This window comes from Streptomyces sp. KL109B (assembly GCF_030766935.1).
Taxonomy (GTDB): Bacteria; Actinomycetota; Actinomycetes; order Streptomycetales; family Streptomycetaceae; genus Streptomyces.
This window is the reverse complement of sequence record NZ_JASERL010000005.1, coordinates 398,684-413,334: the sequence shown is the minus strand read 5'-3', so window position 1 is coordinate 413,334 and position 14,651 is coordinate 398,684. Positions and strand designations below refer to the sequence as shown.

Below are 14,651 nucleotides of genomic sequence, written 5' to 3'. Positions count from 1 at the left end.
AGTTATACGTAGTACCTCAGGCCGAGGACGCCAGCCAGGCGTCCTCGGCCTCGTAGTCGAACAGCCCGGTCGTGTACGACTCCACCATCTTCGGGAAGCCGTCCTGCCAGTCCCGCTCGCGCAACCGATCGGCGAGCCACTCGACGGTCTCCGGCAGCGCGTCGGCGTACGTCGTCACCGGCTTGTACCCGAGTTCGCGCTGGGCGGCGGACATGTCGAGGAGCAGCGGACGGGGCACGGACCAGGGGGAGTCCCCGACGTTCGGCGCCGGGGGAGGTCCGTCGACGAGCACGGTCTCCGTCTCGACGCCCATGAGAGCGTCGATCATCGCGCCGATCTCGCCGACCGTGGGGTGGTCGGGATCCGCCCCGTTCAGGACCCGTGAGCCCGGACGCGCCGCCGCGAGCCGCACCAGCTCCGCCAGGTTCCGTACGCTCGCCGGGTGGAAGCGGCTCTCGCCGTTGTACGCGAGCACGCGCGTGCGGCGCCCGTCGAGGTTCCGCTTCACGAAGTACAGCTCGCGCGGGGTGCGGCAGTGCGGGCCGTACACGGCCGACGGCCGCAGCACGGTCGTCGGCATCCGGTCGCCGAGCGCAAGGAGATCCTGCTCGATCCGTACCTTGCGCGCCCTGGCGCCGTCGCCAGGCGCCGCCGTACCGCACGTCTCCGGGATCGGCACGGGATAGTGCGGCCAGCCGTCGGGCTGGTCCTGTGTGTGAAAGCCCCGGCCCTGATCGTCCTCGTACACCGCGGCGCTGGATACCACGACCGCCGAACCGATCCGGTCGGCGAGCCCCACGAGCTGCTGCCCGTGGGCCGGGTCGAAGGCCACCATGTCGACGACGAGTTCGACGCCGTCCCCGACCAGCGCGGCGAGCGCGGAGCCGTCCTCACGGTCGAGCCGCGCGGTGCGCACCTCGCCGGTCCACCCCGGGTCCCGGTGGCCGCCGCGCGAGGCCGCCGTCACCGCCCAGCCGTCCGCCGCGAGCGCCCGCACCGTGGGCCGCCCGATCTGCCCTGCCGCACCGATCACCAATGCCTTCTTCATGACGGGACCGTACGTCCGTGGGGTCCGAGAGGGCGCCGGAATCTGCTCAGCGCAGAGCACGGTTTCGCTCAGGACAGGGCACGGTTTCGCTCAGGACAGGGCACGGTCCGCGCGGGGCGTCAGCTCAGCGGCATCCGCGGGAACTTCCGGGCCTTCTCCTCCTCGGCCTCCGCCTTCACGAGGGCCGCGTACTTGTCGACGTACTCCTGGCCGGACAGGTCGAGGATCGCGTACATGATCTCGTCGGTGACCGCGCGGAGGATCGCCTTCTCGCCGTCCATCCCGACGTAGCGGGAGAAGTCGAGCGGCTTGCCGAAGCGGATGGTCACCCGGTGCATCTTCGGGAACTTCTGGCCCGGCGGCTGCGCCTCGAACGTGCCGATCATCGCGCACGGGATCACCGGCGCCTGCGCCTTCAGCGCCATGGCGGCGACGCCGACCTTGCCCTTGTAGAGCCGCCCGTCGTGCGAGCGCGTCCCCTCCGGATAGATGCCGAGCAGCTCGCCGCGGCGCAGCACCCCGAGCCCCTCGCGGATCGCCGCCTGTCCGGCCTCCTTGCCCGAGCGGTCGACCGGGATCTGGCCGATGTTGCGGAAGAACGCGGCGGTGAGCCGTCCCTTGATGCCGGGCCCGGTGAAGTACTCGGCCTTCGCCAGGAATGTGATCCGCCGCTTGATGATCGCGGGCATCAGGAAGTGGTCCGCGAACGACAGATGATTGCCGGCGACGATCGCCGCGCCGGACTCCGGCAGATGTTCCAGGCCCTCGATCCGGGGACGGAAGATCAGCCGCAGCAGCGGCCCCAGAATCACGTATTTGAGCAACCGGTAGAACATGCCGCTCGCCTCCCCCTCCCCAGTGTGTGCGTGCGCACAGTAACCAATCGGCAGCGCCGAAGCGAGAGCCCGACCGGGCCCGATCGGGTCCTGTGCGGGGACTGTGCGGCGCGTCCGCTTGGCGGCGGCGGTCCCGGCGGGTGCCCTGTTCCCACCCTGACGTCCCAGCACCGGAGGTTTCCCCGTCATGCGTTCCGTCTACGTGGCCGTGGCCGCGCTCCTGTCCCTCGCCGCGGCCGCCCCCGCGCACGCCGCGACCACCGCCGAACCCGAGTCGCCGCGCGGCCTCTTCCTGACCGTGTCCGGCGCCGAGAACACCTGGGTCCGCGGCGTCCGTCTGCACTGCGAGCCCCAGCCCCGGGGCCACCACCCGTACGCCGCCGAGGCCTGCGACGCCCTCGACGTGGCGGACGGCGACCTCGACGAACTGCCGAGCACCCCGCGGGTCTGCACCAAGCAGTACGACCCGGTGACGGTCGCGGCCACCGGCACCCACCGCGGCGAGATGATCGCCTGGCACAAGACCTTCGGGAACGCGTGCGAGATGGAGGCGGCGACGGGCTACGTCTTCCGCTTCTGACGTCAGTTGCTGCGCGACGCCACCATCGCCACCGTGAGCAGGCCCAGCACGACCCAGCCGAACCAGAGCCACCCATTGCTTCCGAGCGCCACCGTGTAGGCGGTCACGGCCACCAGGCCGCCCACGGTGAACGCACCCATCGTCTTCGTGGAACCGGGCATTTCGTACCCTCCTCCTCGCAGGAAGGACATAGTTACCCGGAATGGGGCGGCAGCGCTACTGCCCGCGCGCGTTCAAAGACGCCAGGTAGGCGTTGTACGCCTCCAGCTCCTTGTCGCCGTCGCGGTCCGCGGCGCGGTCCTTGCGGCGCGCCTGCCGGTCCTCCGACTTCTTCCACTGGAAGAGCAGCGCGAGCAGCACCAGGACCGAGGGCACCTCACTGAACGCCCACGCGATGCCGCCCGCCGCCGTCTGATCGGCGAGCGGATCGATGCCGAGCGAGGCGGGCGGATTCTCGAACGTGCCGACCATCGTCGTCGACGCCATCATCAGCGCGATCCCGAAGAACGCGTGGAACGGCATGCCCGCGAACAGCTCCAGCATCCGCATCACATAGCCGGGCCGGTGCGGCCCCGGGTCCACGCCCATGATCGGCCAGAAGAACACCAGGCCCACGGCGAGGAAGTGCACCATCATCGCGATGTGGCCGACCTTGGACCCCATGAGGAAGTCGAAGAGCGGCGTGAAGTACAGCGCGTACAGCGACGCGATGAACAGCGGGATCGTGAACGCCGGGTGCGTGATGATCCGCATGTAGCGGCTGTGCAGCAACCACAGGAGCAGCTCGCGCGGCCCCTTGCTGCCGCGCTTCGCGGCCACGGGCAGCGCCCGCAGCGCGAGCGTGATGGGGGCGCCCATGAGCAGCAGGATCGGCGACAGCATGCTGATGACCATGTGCTGCACCATGTGCACGCTGAACATGACCATCCCGTAGTCGTTCAGCTTGGTGCACATCACCAGGCCGATGGTGAGCACGCCCACGACGAACGCGATCGTCCGGGACACCGGCCACGCGTCACCGCGCCGCGCGAGGCGCACCACGCCCCATCCGTAGAGGGCGAGCGCCAGCAGGCACCCGACGAGGAAGAAGGGGTCGGCCGACCATTCCAGGCCACGCCCCAGCGTGAACGGCGGCAGATCCATGTTCATGCCGTGCCCGCTGTGATCCATCCGCCGGCTCCTGTTGCTCGTTTCGTACGGATTGTGCGCCCCCAGAGTAGAACTGCCCCCGGCCGTCGTATCGGCCGGGGGCAGTTCTACGCAGTTCGGGGCGGGGCGTCGATCAGAGCACGCACTCGGCTTCGGCGTACCGCTCGTCCGGCACCGTCTTCAGTGTCTGGACGGCCTCGGCGAGCGACGTCATCACGATGTCGGTGCCGCGCAGCGCGGTCATCTTGCCGAACTCGCCGCGGTGCACGGCCTCCACGGCGTGCCAGCCGAACCGCGTCGCGAGCACGCGGTCGTACGCGGTGGGGGTGCCGCCGCGCTGGACGTGGCCCAGGATCACGGGGCGGGCCTCCTTGCCGAGGCGCTGCTCCAGCTCGACCGCGAGCTGCCGGGCGATGCCGGCGAACCGCTCGTGGCCGTACATGTCCTTGCCGCCCTCGTCGAACTCCATCGAACCGGCGCGCGGCTTGGCGCCCTCGGCGGCGACGACGATCGCGAACTTCTTGCCCGCCTCGAACCGCTCGCCGACCTTCTTCGCCAGCTCCTCCACGTCGAAGGGGCGCTCGGGGACGACGACGGCGTGCGCGCCCGCGGCCATCCCGGAGTGCAGCGCGATCCAGCCGGTGTGCCGGCCCATGACCTCGACGATCAGCACGCGCTGGTGCGACTCGGCGGTGGTCTTGAGGCGGTCGAGGGCCTCCGTGGCGACGCCGACGGCCGTGTCGAAGCCGAACGTCACGTCGGTGACAGCGATGTCGTTGTCGATCGTCTTCGGTACGCCGACGATCGGCAGGCCGCCGTCCGAGAGCAGCCGGGCCGCCTTGAGGGTGCCCTCACCGCCGATCGGGATGATCGCGTCCAGGCCGAGGTCCGCGAGATGCCCCTTGGCCCGCTCGACGCCGTCGCGCAGATGCGCCGGCTGGACGCGGGAGGAGCCGAGGATGGTGCCGCCACGGGCGAGGATGCCGCCCACGGCGTCCAGGTCCAGCTTGCGGTAGTCGCACTCGAGCAGGCCCTTCCACCCGTCGTGGAAGCCGATGACCTCGTCGCCGTGGTCGACGACGGCACGGTGCACGACCGAACGGATCACGGCGTTCAGACCGGGGCAGTCACCGCCGGAGGTGAGGACACCAATACGCATAAGCCCGGAATACCTTTGCAAACGTGGGCCGATGACCGGACCGCTCCGTCCGGCTGGACCCCCGTACCTTATCGGCGTCCGGGGGCCCGGCCGCACGTGCTGTCCGACTGGTGGACCGGCCTGCTCACATGGGCGCGGTGGTGCCCTTAAGGGGCCCGACAAGGGCCCCATATGGTGCCCTTATCGGGCCCTTTCGGGGGTTACGCGGGCTGCGCCGTGGCCGCCGCGATCCGCTCGTCGCGCAGCGCCTCGTACCAGCGGTCGTCCACCGGAGGCAGCGCGTTCACATCGAGCGCCAACTTGATGAGCAGGTCGGCGATCTGCGGATTGCGCGCGAGCACGGGCCCGTGCATGTACGTGCCGAACACCGTGTCGTTGAAGGCGCCTTCGGTGCCGTCCCCCGTGCCGTTGCCCTTTCCGAAGCGGGTGCGGGCGAACGGGCGGGCGGTCGGGCCGAGGTGCGTGACGCCCTGGTGGTTCTCGAAGCCGGTGAGCTGCGGCAGGTTCAACTGCGGGTCGATGTCGCCCAGTACGTCACCGACGCAGCGCTCGCCCTCGCCGCGCGTGGACACGACGTCGAGGAGGCCGAGACCGGACTCGCGCTCCCCGAGGTCGTTCACGAACTCGTGGCCGAGGATCTGGTACCCGGCGCACACCGAGAAGACGATCGCGCCGTTGGCCACCGCGCGCTGCAGGCCGCCGTCGCGACGCAGCCGCTCCGCGGCGAGGCGCTGCGGGCGGTCCTCGCCGCCGCCGATCAGGTAGATGTCGCCGGAGGTCGGCACCGCCTGGTCGCTGCGCACGTCGTAGCGCTCGACCTGGAGGCGGCGCTGCTGGGCGCGGCGCTCCACCACCAGGGCGTTGCCCTGGTCGCCGTAGGTGCTCAGGAGGTCGGGGTAGACCCACACGAGACGCAGGCTGTTGTCACTCATGCTCATGATCCTTCGCTGTCGCGCTCGGTGTCGTGCGGCCTGTCAGTTGCCCACACGGCGGCGGACGTCCTGGAACGCGGTGTAGTTGGCGATCAGCTCGATACGTCCCGGGGGAGACATCTGCACCGCCTCGTCGAGCGTGTCGCAGACCCGGAAGTCCAGGCCCGCGACCTCCAGGCGGACCGCGAGGTCGAGCCTGCGGTCGCCGATCACGCAGATCGGGTGCCCGGCGAGCCGCGTGTAGTCGACGTCCCACAGCCAGGAGGTGTCGGTGCCGTCGGCGCCCCGCGCGTTCACCGAGAGGATCACCGGGGTGGGCGGCGGGTCGATCAGAGTGAACGTTTCGAGCCAGCCCGCCGGGTTCTTGGCGAGCAGAAGCCGCAGGTCACGGTCCTGGAACTGCACGACGTCGTAGCGGCCCGCCACGGCCTGCACCTGGTACATGCGCTCCAGGGCGACCTGCGGTGGCACGCCGAAGCAGGCGGCGACGGCGGCGGACGTCGCCGCGTTCGCCTTGTTCGCGCGGCCCGGCAGCTGGAGGTGGATCGGCCAGGCGGAGCCGTGCGGGTCCACGACGTGGTCGCCCTGGAGCGCCCAACTCGCCGTCGGGCGGCGGAAACCGCACTCGCCGCAGAACCAGTCGTCACCGGGGCGCTGCATCACGCCGCCGCACGCCGGGCAGGACCAGGCGTCGTCCTTCCACTCCTGGCCCGCCGCGACCCACACCACGTTCGGCGAGGAGGAGGCGGCCCAGACGATCAGCGGGTCGTCCGCGTTCGCGATCACGATCGACTTCGAACCGGACAGGCCCTCGCGCCACTTCTCGGCGAGCATGCGGGTCTCGGCGGCGCGGTCCAGCTGGTCGCGCGAGAGGTTGAGCAGCGCGATCGCCTTCGGGTCGGTGTCACGCGCGACGCCGACCAGGTACTTCTCGTCGACCTCGATCACGCCGTAGCGGGCGTCGCCGCCGCCGGCCAGGGCGGAGGTGATGCCTGCGGGCATGTTCGCCCCCAGCGCGTTCGAGACGACGGGGCCGCTGGCGCGCAGGGCCTCCGCGATCAGTCGCGTGGTCGTCGTCTTCCCGTTCGTGGCCGACACGAGCACCACGTCGAGGTGCTGGGCGACCCGCGCGAGCAGCTCGGGGTCGAACCGCAGCGCGACCTTCCCGCCGATCACTGATCCGCTGCCGCGGCCCGCCGCCCGCGACACCCTGGCCGCGGCCCGGCCGGCCGTCACGGCCAGCTTGGCGCGCGGAGTCATCGACTCCGAGTTGCCTGCCATCTTCCTGGGTCCTCCTTGCGTACGGCGCCGCGCCTGCCCCCGGCATCGTTTATGGGCTCAGCCTATCGAGATCCTCCGACAAGCCCGAACCGCGGCTCCGGCTGCCCGTCAACGTACCCTTGCCGGCATGCGACACGGCTCGATCCCGGGCGCCTCAGGGCGCGTACGACCCCTGACCCTGCTCGGTGAACCCGTGCTGCACCAACCCTGCGCGCAGGTCACGGACTTCGGCCCCGGCCTCGCGCGTCTCGTCGAGGACATGTTCGCCACGATGTACGCGGCCCAGGGCGTGGGCCTCGCCGCCAATCAGGTCGGCGAGGGTCTGCGGGTGTTCGTCTTCGACTGCGAGGACGACGACGATGTGCGCCACGTCGGCCACGTCGTGAACCCACGCCTGGTCGAGGCCGACGGCGAGGTGATCCGCGGCCCCGAGGGCTGCCTCTCCCTCCCTGGCCTGGAAGCGGGCACGCCCCGCTTCGACCACGCGCGCGTGGAGGGGGTCGACGTCAACGGCGAGCCCGTAGTGATCCACGGAACGGGCTGGTTCGCGCGCTGCCTCCAGCACGAGTGCGACCACTTGGAGGGGCGTACGTACACGGAGCGGGTCAGCGGTTGGCGCCGCCGGAGGGTGCTGCGGCAGGCGGCGCGGGCGCCGTGGGCGAGGGTGACGGCGGGCTGAGCGAGGTGAGGGTGACGGCGGGCTGAGCGAGGTGAGGGCGGCGATGGGCTGAGCGAGGTGTGTACGGGGCGTCGGGGCCTCGGCCGCTTCCCGTCCTCCCGCCTATATCCGGAGCCTCCCGTATGTCCGGAGCTTCCCGCCTATCTCCCACCCTCCCGCCCCCTCCGGGGGCGTAGGCCTCACGGGGTGCCGCTCCCGGCGGCCGACCGCGGCTGCGGTCAACGGGGGGCGTCGCTCCACCCGGGGCAATCCGCCGCTCTACGGCTCCCCACCCGTGGCGGCGGGCCGCCATCCGCCTTGGGCGATCCGCCGCCAACCCCGGCTCCCCGCCCCGGCGGTCGGCGCCACTCGCTTTGGGCGATCCGCCGCCACCCCCGGCTCCCCGCCCCGACGGTCGCCGCTACTCGCTTTGGGCGATCCGCCGCCACCCCCGGCTCCCCGCCCGGGCGGCCGGCCCCACCCGCCTTGGGCAATCTGCCGCCTTGGGCGGCAGGGTGGGCAAGGCGGCGCACGGTGCGGCGTGCTCATGGCGACAGGCGCCGACCCCGGCACGGCTCAAAGGGGCCCGGTGCGGCGCACACATCACCGCGGGCGCCGGCCACGGCACAGCTCAAAAGACTCCGGTGCCGCGCGATCGGAGGCGGCCCGGAGCCCGGTTCAGAAGCCGGGGCCGCCGACCTTGTCGCCCGCGGCGGCGAGTCGACCCCACAGGAGATCGGCGAGGCCGCGTACCAACTCGGCGCGGTTGCACGGCCGTTCACCGAGCCACCAGTCACCGGCGGCGTGCATCATGCCGACGATCCCGTGCCCCCACACGCGCGCGAGCTGCTGGCTGCGGGGCCCGAGGTCCACGCGCTCCTCGATGACCTCGGCCAGCTCCTCGCCCATCCGCCGCAGCAGCGGCGCCGAGTGCCGCCCGACGTCGAACCCGGAATCGGCGGGGGCGCCGTCCGACGGATGCATGAGGAAGCGGTAGACCTGAGGACGAGCCTCGATCGCCGCGAGGTAGGTGTCGAGCGTCGCCTCCACGCGCTCGCGGCGCTCCGCCGGCGCGTCCAGGGCGGCCCGCAGCGAGGCGAGCAGCGCGTCCGTGTGGCGCGTGGCGAGCGCGGCGTACAGGCCGCCCTTGTCGCCGAAGTGCCGGTACAGGATCGGCTTGGTGATCCCGGCCTCCGCCGCGATCGCGTTCATCGAGGCGCCGGGGCCGTCCCGGAGCACCACGCGGTCCGCGGCCTCCAGCAGCTCGCGCCGCCGACGCTCGGCGGCGGACTGCTGGTCCGCTCGCTGATCGGTCCGCTGTGTGGTCTCCATGAGCTCTCTCCCCGCCCCTGCGATTTGCCTGACGCACGCGAAAGGTAACACCCGACGGCCGTCCGGTATCGAACGCGTACTCGGAGGTTGACATGGGCTACTCGTGAGTAACAGACTCGGGTTACCTCAAGTAACATATGCATTGCGCGCCCTGGAGGGGTTATGGCCGAGTTCACGATGGACCTCAACGACGAGCAGAAGGAAGTGCGGGACTGGCTGCACGGCTTCGCCGCCGATGTGATCCGCCCCGCGGCCGCCGAGTGGGACGAGCGCGAGGAGACCCCCTGGCCGGTCATCCAGGAAGCGGCCAAGCTCGGAATCTACTCCCTGGACTTCTACGCGCAGCAGTTCTTCGACCCCTCGGGCCTCGGCATCCCGATGGCCATGGAGGAGCTGTTCTGGGGCGACGCGGGCATCGGCCTGTCCATCGTCGGTACGGGCCTCGCCGCCGTCGGCGTCCTCGCCAACGGTACCGAGGAGCAGATCGGCACTTGGATACCGCAGATGTACGGCGACGTGAACGACGTGAAGGTGGCCGCCTTCTGCTCGTCCGAGCCGGACGCCGGATCCGACGTCGCCTCCATGCGCACGCGCGCCGTCTACGACGAGGCGAAGGACGAGTGGGTCCTGAACGGCACCAAGACGTGGGCGACGAACGGCGGCATCGCCAACGTCCACGTAGTGGTCGCCTCTGTGGACTCGGAGCTTGGCTCCAAGGGGCACGCCTCCTTCATCGTGCCGCCGAACACGCCGGGCCTGTCCCAGGGCCAGAAGTTCAAGAAGCACGGCATCCGCGCCTCGCACACCGCAGAGGTCGTCCTGGAGAACGTCCGGGTGCCCGGCTCCTGCCTGCTGGGCGGCAAGGAGAAGCTCGACGAGCGCCTCGCCCGCGCGCGTGAGAAGGCCAAGAAGGGCGGCGAGCGCGTGAAGAACGCCGCGATGGCCACCTTCGAGGCCTCCCGTCCCGCCGTCGGCGCCATGGCCGTCGGCACCGCCCGCGCCGCCTACGAGGAGGCGCTGGAGTACGCGAAGACGCGCGAGCAGTTCGGCCGCCCGATCATCGACAACCAGGGCGTGGCCTTCCAACTCGCCGACATGCGCACCCAGATCGACGCCGCGCGCCTCCTGGTGTGGCGTGCCTCCTGGATGGCGTCCACGGGCAAGAAGTTCGAGAACGCCGAGGGCTCCATGTCCAAGCTGTTCGCGAGCGAGACCGCCAAGAAGGTCTCCGCCCAGGCCGTCCAGATCCTCGGCGGCAACGGCTTCACGCGCGAGTACCCCGTGGAGCGCATGCACCGCGACGCCGCGATCTACACGATCTTCGAAGGCACGAGCGAGATCCAGCGCCTGGTCATCGCCCGTACCCTCTCGGGCATGCCGATCCGCTAGTGACGAGGGATCAGCCGGTGACCGCGGATCGGTAGCCGACCATGGGCCCGCGCGGGACGTTCACGGTGGCGGACGTCCCGCGCGGGGCCCCTTCGTCGGCGGCTACGCGTCCTCGTCGGCGGCTCCGAGGGCGCCGGCCAGCGCCGACGCGGGGTCGGAGGTCGCGGGGCCGGCCGGGGCCCAACGGCCGCGCTGCTTGCGGTAGGGCCACCAGCGTCCGTCGCGGCCGAGCCGTAGTTGGGCCTGCCCGTCGGCGGTGTTCCAGCGGCCACGCGCGGCCTTGAGCGCCGGGCGGTCGTCGCCGTCCCAGGCCGCTTCGAGCGCCGCACGCGCGCGTGCCGCGCGCTCCGCGTCGGGCGTCCACTCCTCGTCGAGTACGGCGAGCCCGGCGACGCCCCCGTACTCCCAGGCACGCACGGCGAGCGCCAGGCCCTCCCGGCCGCGGTCGTCGGCCTCGGCGAGGCGGGCGCGGACGTGCTCGTCGGGGGCCGCGGCGGCCAGCCGTACGGAGTCCTGTGCGACGGTCAACTCCGGTTCTGCGGGCCGCTGTTCGTGCCCCGGGGTGAGCGCCTCCACGAGCAGCCGGTGCGCCTCTGCCGCCGCCCGCGCGCCGAGGAAGCCGAGCGCGGCGACGTCCGTGCCCGCCGGCGGCGGCGTCTCCGTGTCGAGCGACGGCGGCAGGCCCGGCTCCTCGGGCAGCGGCGGCGGGCCCGGCAGCGGCGGCAGCAGGAACGCCGACGCGTACGCCTCGGCCGCGTCCACGCCCTCGGCCTCCTGGTCGTCCTCGCCGGGCGCCTCCGGTTCGGCGTACACGGTGCTGCGCACCTGAAGCTCGTCCAGCAGCGCGCGCTCGCCGCGCCCGCGCAGCAGGAGCAGCACGAACGGATCCTGGTCCAGGAGGCGCGCCAACTGGTAGCTCAAGGCCGCCGTGTGCGCGCAGTGGTCCCAGGCGTCGCAGTCGCAACGCGGCTCCAAGTCGCCGATCCCCGGCAGGAGTTCGACCCCGGCGGCGGAGGCGTCCTCCACCAGGTGGGGCGGCATGTCGCGGTCCAGGAGCGCGGCGATGTGCCCCGCCCGCTCGGCCGCCATCGTCAGGAAGCGGTCCCACTCGTCCTCGTCGAAGCACTGCAGCAGCACGTCCGAGCGGTGCGTCGCGCCGCCCCGGTCCTCGACCACGGCTGTGATCCGCCCCGGCAGGACCGACACCGCGCCCACCGCGCCCGCGCGCGCGAGGCGACGTCCCGCCTTCAGTTGGGAGAGGTCGAGCGCGGTGTCCTCCAGGGCCTTCAACCAGGCCTGCCCCCACCAGGTTTCGGCGAAGGCCCGCCCGCGCGCGGGCGGCAGCGCCGCGAAGGTGCGCATCTCGTCGTCCGGGTGGTTCATCGGGTGCCCCCTCGCAGTTCGACCAGGTCCGCCAGTTCCGAGTCGCTGAGTTCCGTGAGGGCGGCCTCTCCGGAGCCGAGCACCGCGTCCGCCAACTCGCGCTTACGGAGCAGCATGTCCGCGATGCGGTCCTCGATCGTGCCCTCGGCGATCAGCCGGTGCACCTGGACGGGACGGGTCTGCCCGATGCGGTACGCGCGGTCGGTGGCCTGCGCCTCCACGGCCGGGTTCCACCAGCGGTCGTAGTGCACGACGTGCTCCGCGCGCGTGAGGTTGAGGCCCGTGCCCGCGGCCTTCAGCGACAGCAGGAAGACCGGTACCTCGCCCTCCTGGAAGCGCCGCACCATGGCCTCGCGCTCCGCGACCGGGGTGCCCCCGTGGAGGAACATCGTCGGGACGCCGCGCGCCGTCAGATGCCGCTCCACGAGGCGGGCCATCTGCACGTACTGGGTGAAGACCAGCGCGCTCGCGTCCTCGGCGAGGATCGTGTCCAGGAGTTCGTCGAGGAGTTCCAGCTTCCCGGAGCGGCCGGTGATGCGCGGCTTGTCCTCCTTGAGGTACTGCGCCGGGTGGTTGCAGATCTGCTTGAGTCCGGTGAGGAGCTTGACGATCAGACCACGCCGCTCGAACCCGGCCGCCCCGGCGATCTCCGCGAGCGTCTCCCGCACCACGGCTTCGTAGAGGCCCGCCTGTTCGGCGGTGAGCGACACCGCGCGGTCCGTCTCGGTCTTGGGCGGCAGCTCCGGGGCGATGCCGGGGTCCGATTTGCGGCGGCGCAGCAAGAAGGGCCGTACGAGCCCCGCGAGCCGCTCCGCCGCGGCCGGGTCCTTGCCGCCCTCGACGGCGTGGGCGTAGCGCGTACGGAACGTGCCGAGGCGGCCCAGGAGGCCGGGCGTCGTCCAGTCGAGGATGGCCCACAGCTCGGACAGGTTGTTCTCGACCGGGGTGCCGGTGAGCGCTACGCGCGCGCGTGCGCCGATGGTGCGCAGCTCCTTGGCCGTCGCCGAGTACGGGTTCTTCACGTGCTGCGCCTCGTCGGCGACGAGCATGCCCCAGGTCACCGAGCCGAGTTGGGCGGCGTCCAGGCGCATCGTGCCGTACGTGGTGAGCACGAACTCGCCGTCGGCCAGGCCCTCCAGGGAGCGGCGCCCGCCGTGGAAGCGGCGTACCGGGGTGCCCGGCGCGAACCTCTCGATCTCGCGCTGCCAGTTGCCCATGAGGGACGTCGGGCAGACCACCAGGGTCGGTCCCGCGCTCTCGGGAGAGCCCTGGCGGTGCAGGTGCAGCGCGATCAGGGTGATGGTCTTGCCCAGGCCCATGTCGTCGGCGAGGCAGGCGCCGAGGCCGAGCGAGGTCATGCGGGCCAGCCAGTTCAGGCCGCGCACCTGGTAGTCGCGCAAGTCGGCGTCGAGCGCCGCCGGTTGACCGACCGGCTCCATGCCCTCGGGGTCGGCCAGGCGGTCCCGGAGGGCCGTGAGCCAGCCCGTCGGGCGGACGTCGACCCGACGGCCTTCGACCTCCGTCGAGCCCGTCAGGACGGCGCTCAGCGCGTCGACGGGCGTGACCTTGCGGTCCTGGTGTGTGCGGGCGCGCCGCGCCTCGGCGGGATCGATGAGCACCCACTGGTCGCGCAGCCGCACCACGGGCCGGTTCGCCTCGGCCAGCGTGTCCAGCTCCGCGCGGCTCAACTCCTGGTCGCCGAGGGCGAACCGCCAGTCGAACGCCAGCAGCGCGTCCGCCGACAGGAAGGACGGCGCCCCGGACGACAGCCCGTCGGGCCCTTCCCCCTCGCCCTCGCCTTCCGGCGGGCCGATCACCGCGCGGGCCGTCAGCTTGCGGGCCAGCTCCTTGGGCCAGTGCACCTCCACGCCGGCCGCGGACAGCGCCCGCGCGCCCTCGCCCAGCAGCTCCGTGACCTCGTCGTCGGCCAGCTCGACGGCGTCCGGCGCGCTCGCGGAGAGCAGCGGCGTGAGCGGCGTCCACGCGCGCGTGGCGCGGCGCAGCGCCAACAGCGCGTCCATCCGGGCACGGTCTCCGAAGGCCCGCCCCGAGGCGCCCGTACCGGCCCAGACCTCCGCCGCGTCCGCGACGAGCGTGGGGTCGCTGACGCTGTGCAGTTGAAGCACCGCGCGGAACGGGACCCGGGGCTCGTCGTCCGCGACCCGGTCGAGCCCCGGTACCTCCACGCGCAGCGAGATCCGCACGCCCGCGTCGTGCCCCGCCGCGACGTCCCCCGCCCACGAGCGAAGCTCGGGCACCCGCCGCGGCGCCCGCGCCGCGAACGCGGAACCGCCCGCGGCCAGCGCGGCGGCGGGGGAGCGCGGCAGGGCGTCGGCCACCGCGTCGAGGAACGCCCTCAGCAGCCGTTCCGGCGCGTGCAGGCGCGGCGGTTCGGAGTCGTCCAGCGCCGCGGCGTGCGCCTCGGGAGGCATCGCGGCGGCCAGCTCCCTGACCCGGTCGAGGTCGTCGGCCCGCAGGGGACCGGCGCGCCACGCGTCGTGCCCTTCGGCGCTCACACCAGGCAACAGCAGCCCGCGTGCGACGAGTTGGAGCGCCAGAAGACCCGCCGCACCCCAGAAGGCAGCCGTCCGGTCGGCGCCCTCGGTGGTACGCGCGCGGGTGAGCACCGGCAGCGCGGCACGTACGGGCAGCGCCACGGCGGGCACCGTCGCGGACTCCACGGCGCCGTCGCCCGGCAGTGCCAGGCGCAGTTCGGTACGGCTGCCCGCGCCCGGCAGCGGCGGCTCGCCGCCGTCGGCCCGCCAGAAGGCGACCGTCGACGCGCGCGCCGGGTCGGCGGGGGTGAACACGGCGCCGCAGCGCGCGAGTTCGGTGGTTTCGGAGGGGGTGGGCGGAGCGGTGTGGGTGTGCTCGGTGATGGCGACGTCCTCGAATTCATCAAAC

At 72.3% G+C, this 14,651-nt stretch carries 13 protein-coding genes; 3 read left to right on the top strand and 10 right to left on the bottom strand.

Annotated features, from left to right (window positions below):
• Nucleotides 1–16: 16 nt before the first annotated feature.
• Both RBJ65_RS19910 and RBJ65_RS19905 read right to left on the bottom strand, forming a co-directional pair.
• Complete coding sequence (locus RBJ65_RS19910; RefSeq protein ID WP_306317637.1) at nt 17–1,036, bottom strand: NAD(P)-dependent oxidoreductase; 1,020 nt, start codon at nt 1,034–1,036, stop codon at nt 17–19.
• A 131-nt stretch (nt 1,037–1,167) separates the two neighbouring features.
• On the bottom strand, nt 1,168–1,884 hold the full coding sequence (locus tag RBJ65_RS19905; protein ID WP_306317551.1) for a 1-acyl-sn-glycerol-3-phosphate acyltransferase: 717 nt from the start codon (nt 1,882–1,884) through the stop codon (nt 1,168–1,170).
• A gap of 187 nt (nt 1,885–2,071) precedes the next feature.
• Here RBJ65_RS19905 and RBJ65_RS19900 point away from each other — a divergent pair, with 187 nt between their 5' ends.
• Complete coding sequence (locus tag RBJ65_RS19900) at nt 2,072–2,464, top strand: SSI family serine proteinase inhibitor (RefSeq protein WP_306317550.1); 393 nt, start codon at nt 2,072–2,074, stop codon at nt 2,462–2,464.
• 2 nt (nt 2,465–2,466) lie between these two features.
• On the opposite strand, the gene RBJ65_RS19895 is transcribed toward RBJ65_RS19900, so the two are convergent.
• From RBJ65_RS19895 to RBJ65_RS19875, 5 genes are all read right to left on the bottom strand, one after another.
• Nucleotides 2,467–2,625 carry a hypothetical protein gene (locus RBJ65_RS19895; protein WP_266722335.1) on the bottom strand — a complete coding sequence of 53 codons (159 nt, stop codon included), beginning with the start codon at nt 2,623–2,625 and terminating at the stop codon, nt 2,467–2,469.
• A 55-nt stretch (nt 2,626–2,680) separates the two neighbouring features.
• Nucleotides 2,681–3,634: a cytochrome c oxidase assembly protein gene (locus RBJ65_RS19890; protein WP_306317549.1), complete on the bottom strand. Its 954-nt coding sequence runs from the start codon at nt 3,632–3,634 to the stop codon at nt 2,681–2,683.
• 112 nt (nt 3,635–3,746) lie between these two features.
• Nucleotides 3,747–4,772, bottom strand: a complete 1,026-nt coding sequence (locus RBJ65_RS19885) for a 6-phosphofructokinase (protein WP_306317548.1) — start codon at nt 4,770–4,772, stop codon at nt 3,747–3,749.
• A 200-nt stretch (nt 4,773–4,972) separates the two neighbouring features.
• Entirely contained in the window at nt 4,973–5,704 is a 732-nt protein-coding gene (locus tag RBJ65_RS19880; protein ID WP_306317547.1) for a type 1 glutamine amidotransferase, read from the bottom strand.
• Nucleotides 5,705–5,746: 42 nt separating this feature from the next.
• A complete protein-coding gene (locus tag RBJ65_RS19875) occupies nt 5,747–6,985 on the bottom strand; it encodes a MurT ligase domain-containing protein (protein ID WP_306317546.1) in 1,239 nt (412 codons plus the stop codon).
• Between the two features lie 127 nt (nt 6,986–7,112).
• Between RBJ65_RS19875 and def the strand changes: the two genes are divergently transcribed.
• On the top strand, nt 7,113–7,664 hold the full coding sequence (gene def, locus RBJ65_RS19870; RefSeq protein WP_306317545.1) for a peptide deformylase: 552 nt from the start codon (nt 7,113–7,115) through the stop codon (nt 7,662–7,664).
• A gap of 657 nt (nt 7,665–8,321) precedes the next feature.
• On the opposite strand, the gene RBJ65_RS19865 is transcribed toward def, so the two are convergent.
• Nucleotides 8,322–8,975, bottom strand: a complete 654-nt coding sequence (locus tag RBJ65_RS19865) for a TetR family transcriptional regulator (protein WP_306317544.1) — start codon at nt 8,973–8,975, stop codon at nt 8,322–8,324.
• Between the two features lie 162 nt (nt 8,976–9,137).
• Between RBJ65_RS19865 and RBJ65_RS19860 the strand changes: the two genes are divergently transcribed.
• Nucleotides 9,138–10,364, top strand: a complete 1,227-nt coding sequence (locus tag RBJ65_RS19860; protein WP_306317543.1) for an acyl-CoA dehydrogenase family protein — start codon at nt 9,138–9,140, stop codon at nt 10,362–10,364.
• A gap of 102 nt (nt 10,365–10,466) precedes the next feature.
• On the opposite strand, the gene RBJ65_RS19855 is transcribed toward RBJ65_RS19860, so the two are convergent.
• Both RBJ65_RS19855 and RBJ65_RS19850 read right to left on the bottom strand, forming a co-directional pair.
• Nucleotides 10,467–11,747 carry an SWF or SNF family helicase gene (locus RBJ65_RS19855; RefSeq protein WP_306317542.1) on the bottom strand — a complete coding sequence of 427 codons (1,281 nt, stop codon included), beginning with the start codon at nt 11,745–11,747 and terminating at the stop codon, nt 10,467–10,469.
• Complete coding sequence (locus RBJ65_RS19850) at nt 11,744–14,557, bottom strand: DEAD/DEAH box helicase (protein WP_306317541.1); 2,814 nt, start codon at nt 14,555–14,557, stop codon at nt 11,744–11,746. Before RBJ65_RS19850 ends, RBJ65_RS19855 begins: the two co-directional genes overlap by 4 nt.
• Between the last annotated feature and the right edge of the window lie 94 nt (nt 14,558–14,651).

Excerpts from the sequence above, each read along its gene's own strand:
- RBJ65_RS19895 (WP_266722335.1), bottom strand. The coding sequence starts at position 2,625 with ATGCCCGGTTCCACGAAGACGATGGGTGCGTTCACCGTGGGCGGCCTG.
- RBJ65_RS19865 (WP_306317544.1), bottom strand. The coding sequence starts at position 8,975 with ATGGAGACCACACAGCGGACCGATCAGCGAGCGGACCAGCAGTCCGCC.
- RBJ65_RS19880 (WP_306317547.1), bottom strand. The coding sequence starts at position 5,704 with ATGAGTGACAACAGCCTGCGTCTCGTGTGGGTCTACCCCGACCTCCTG.
- RBJ65_RS19900 (WP_306317550.1), top strand. The coding sequence starts at position 2,072 with ATGCGTTCCGTCTACGTGGCCGTGGCCGCGCTCCTGTCCCTCGCCGCG.
- RBJ65_RS19885 (WP_306317548.1), bottom strand. The coding sequence starts at position 4,772 with ATGCGTATTGGTGTCCTCACCTCCGGCGGTGACTGCCCCGGTCTGAAC.
- RBJ65_RS19875 (WP_306317546.1), bottom strand. The coding sequence starts at position 6,985 with ATGGCAGGCAACTCGGAGTCGATGACTCCGCGCGCCAAGCTGGCCGTG.
- def (WP_306317545.1), top strand. The coding sequence starts at position 7,113 with ATGCGACACGGCTCGATCCCGGGCGCCTCAGGGCGCGTACGACCCCTG.
- RBJ65_RS19860 (WP_306317543.1), top strand. The coding sequence starts at position 9,138 with ATGGCCGAGTTCACGATGGACCTCAACGACGAGCAGAAGGAAGTGCGG.
- RBJ65_RS19890 (WP_306317549.1), bottom strand. The coding sequence starts at position 3,634 with ATGGATCACAGCGGGCACGGCATGAACATGGATCTGCCGCCGTTCACG.
- RBJ65_RS19905 (WP_306317551.1), bottom strand. The coding sequence starts at position 1,884 with ATGTTCTACCGGTTGCTCAAATACGTGATTCTGGGGCCGCTGCTGCGG.
- RBJ65_RS19855 (WP_306317542.1), bottom strand. The coding sequence starts at position 11,747 with ATGAACCACCCGGACGACGAGATGCGCACCTTCGCGGCGCTGCCGCCC.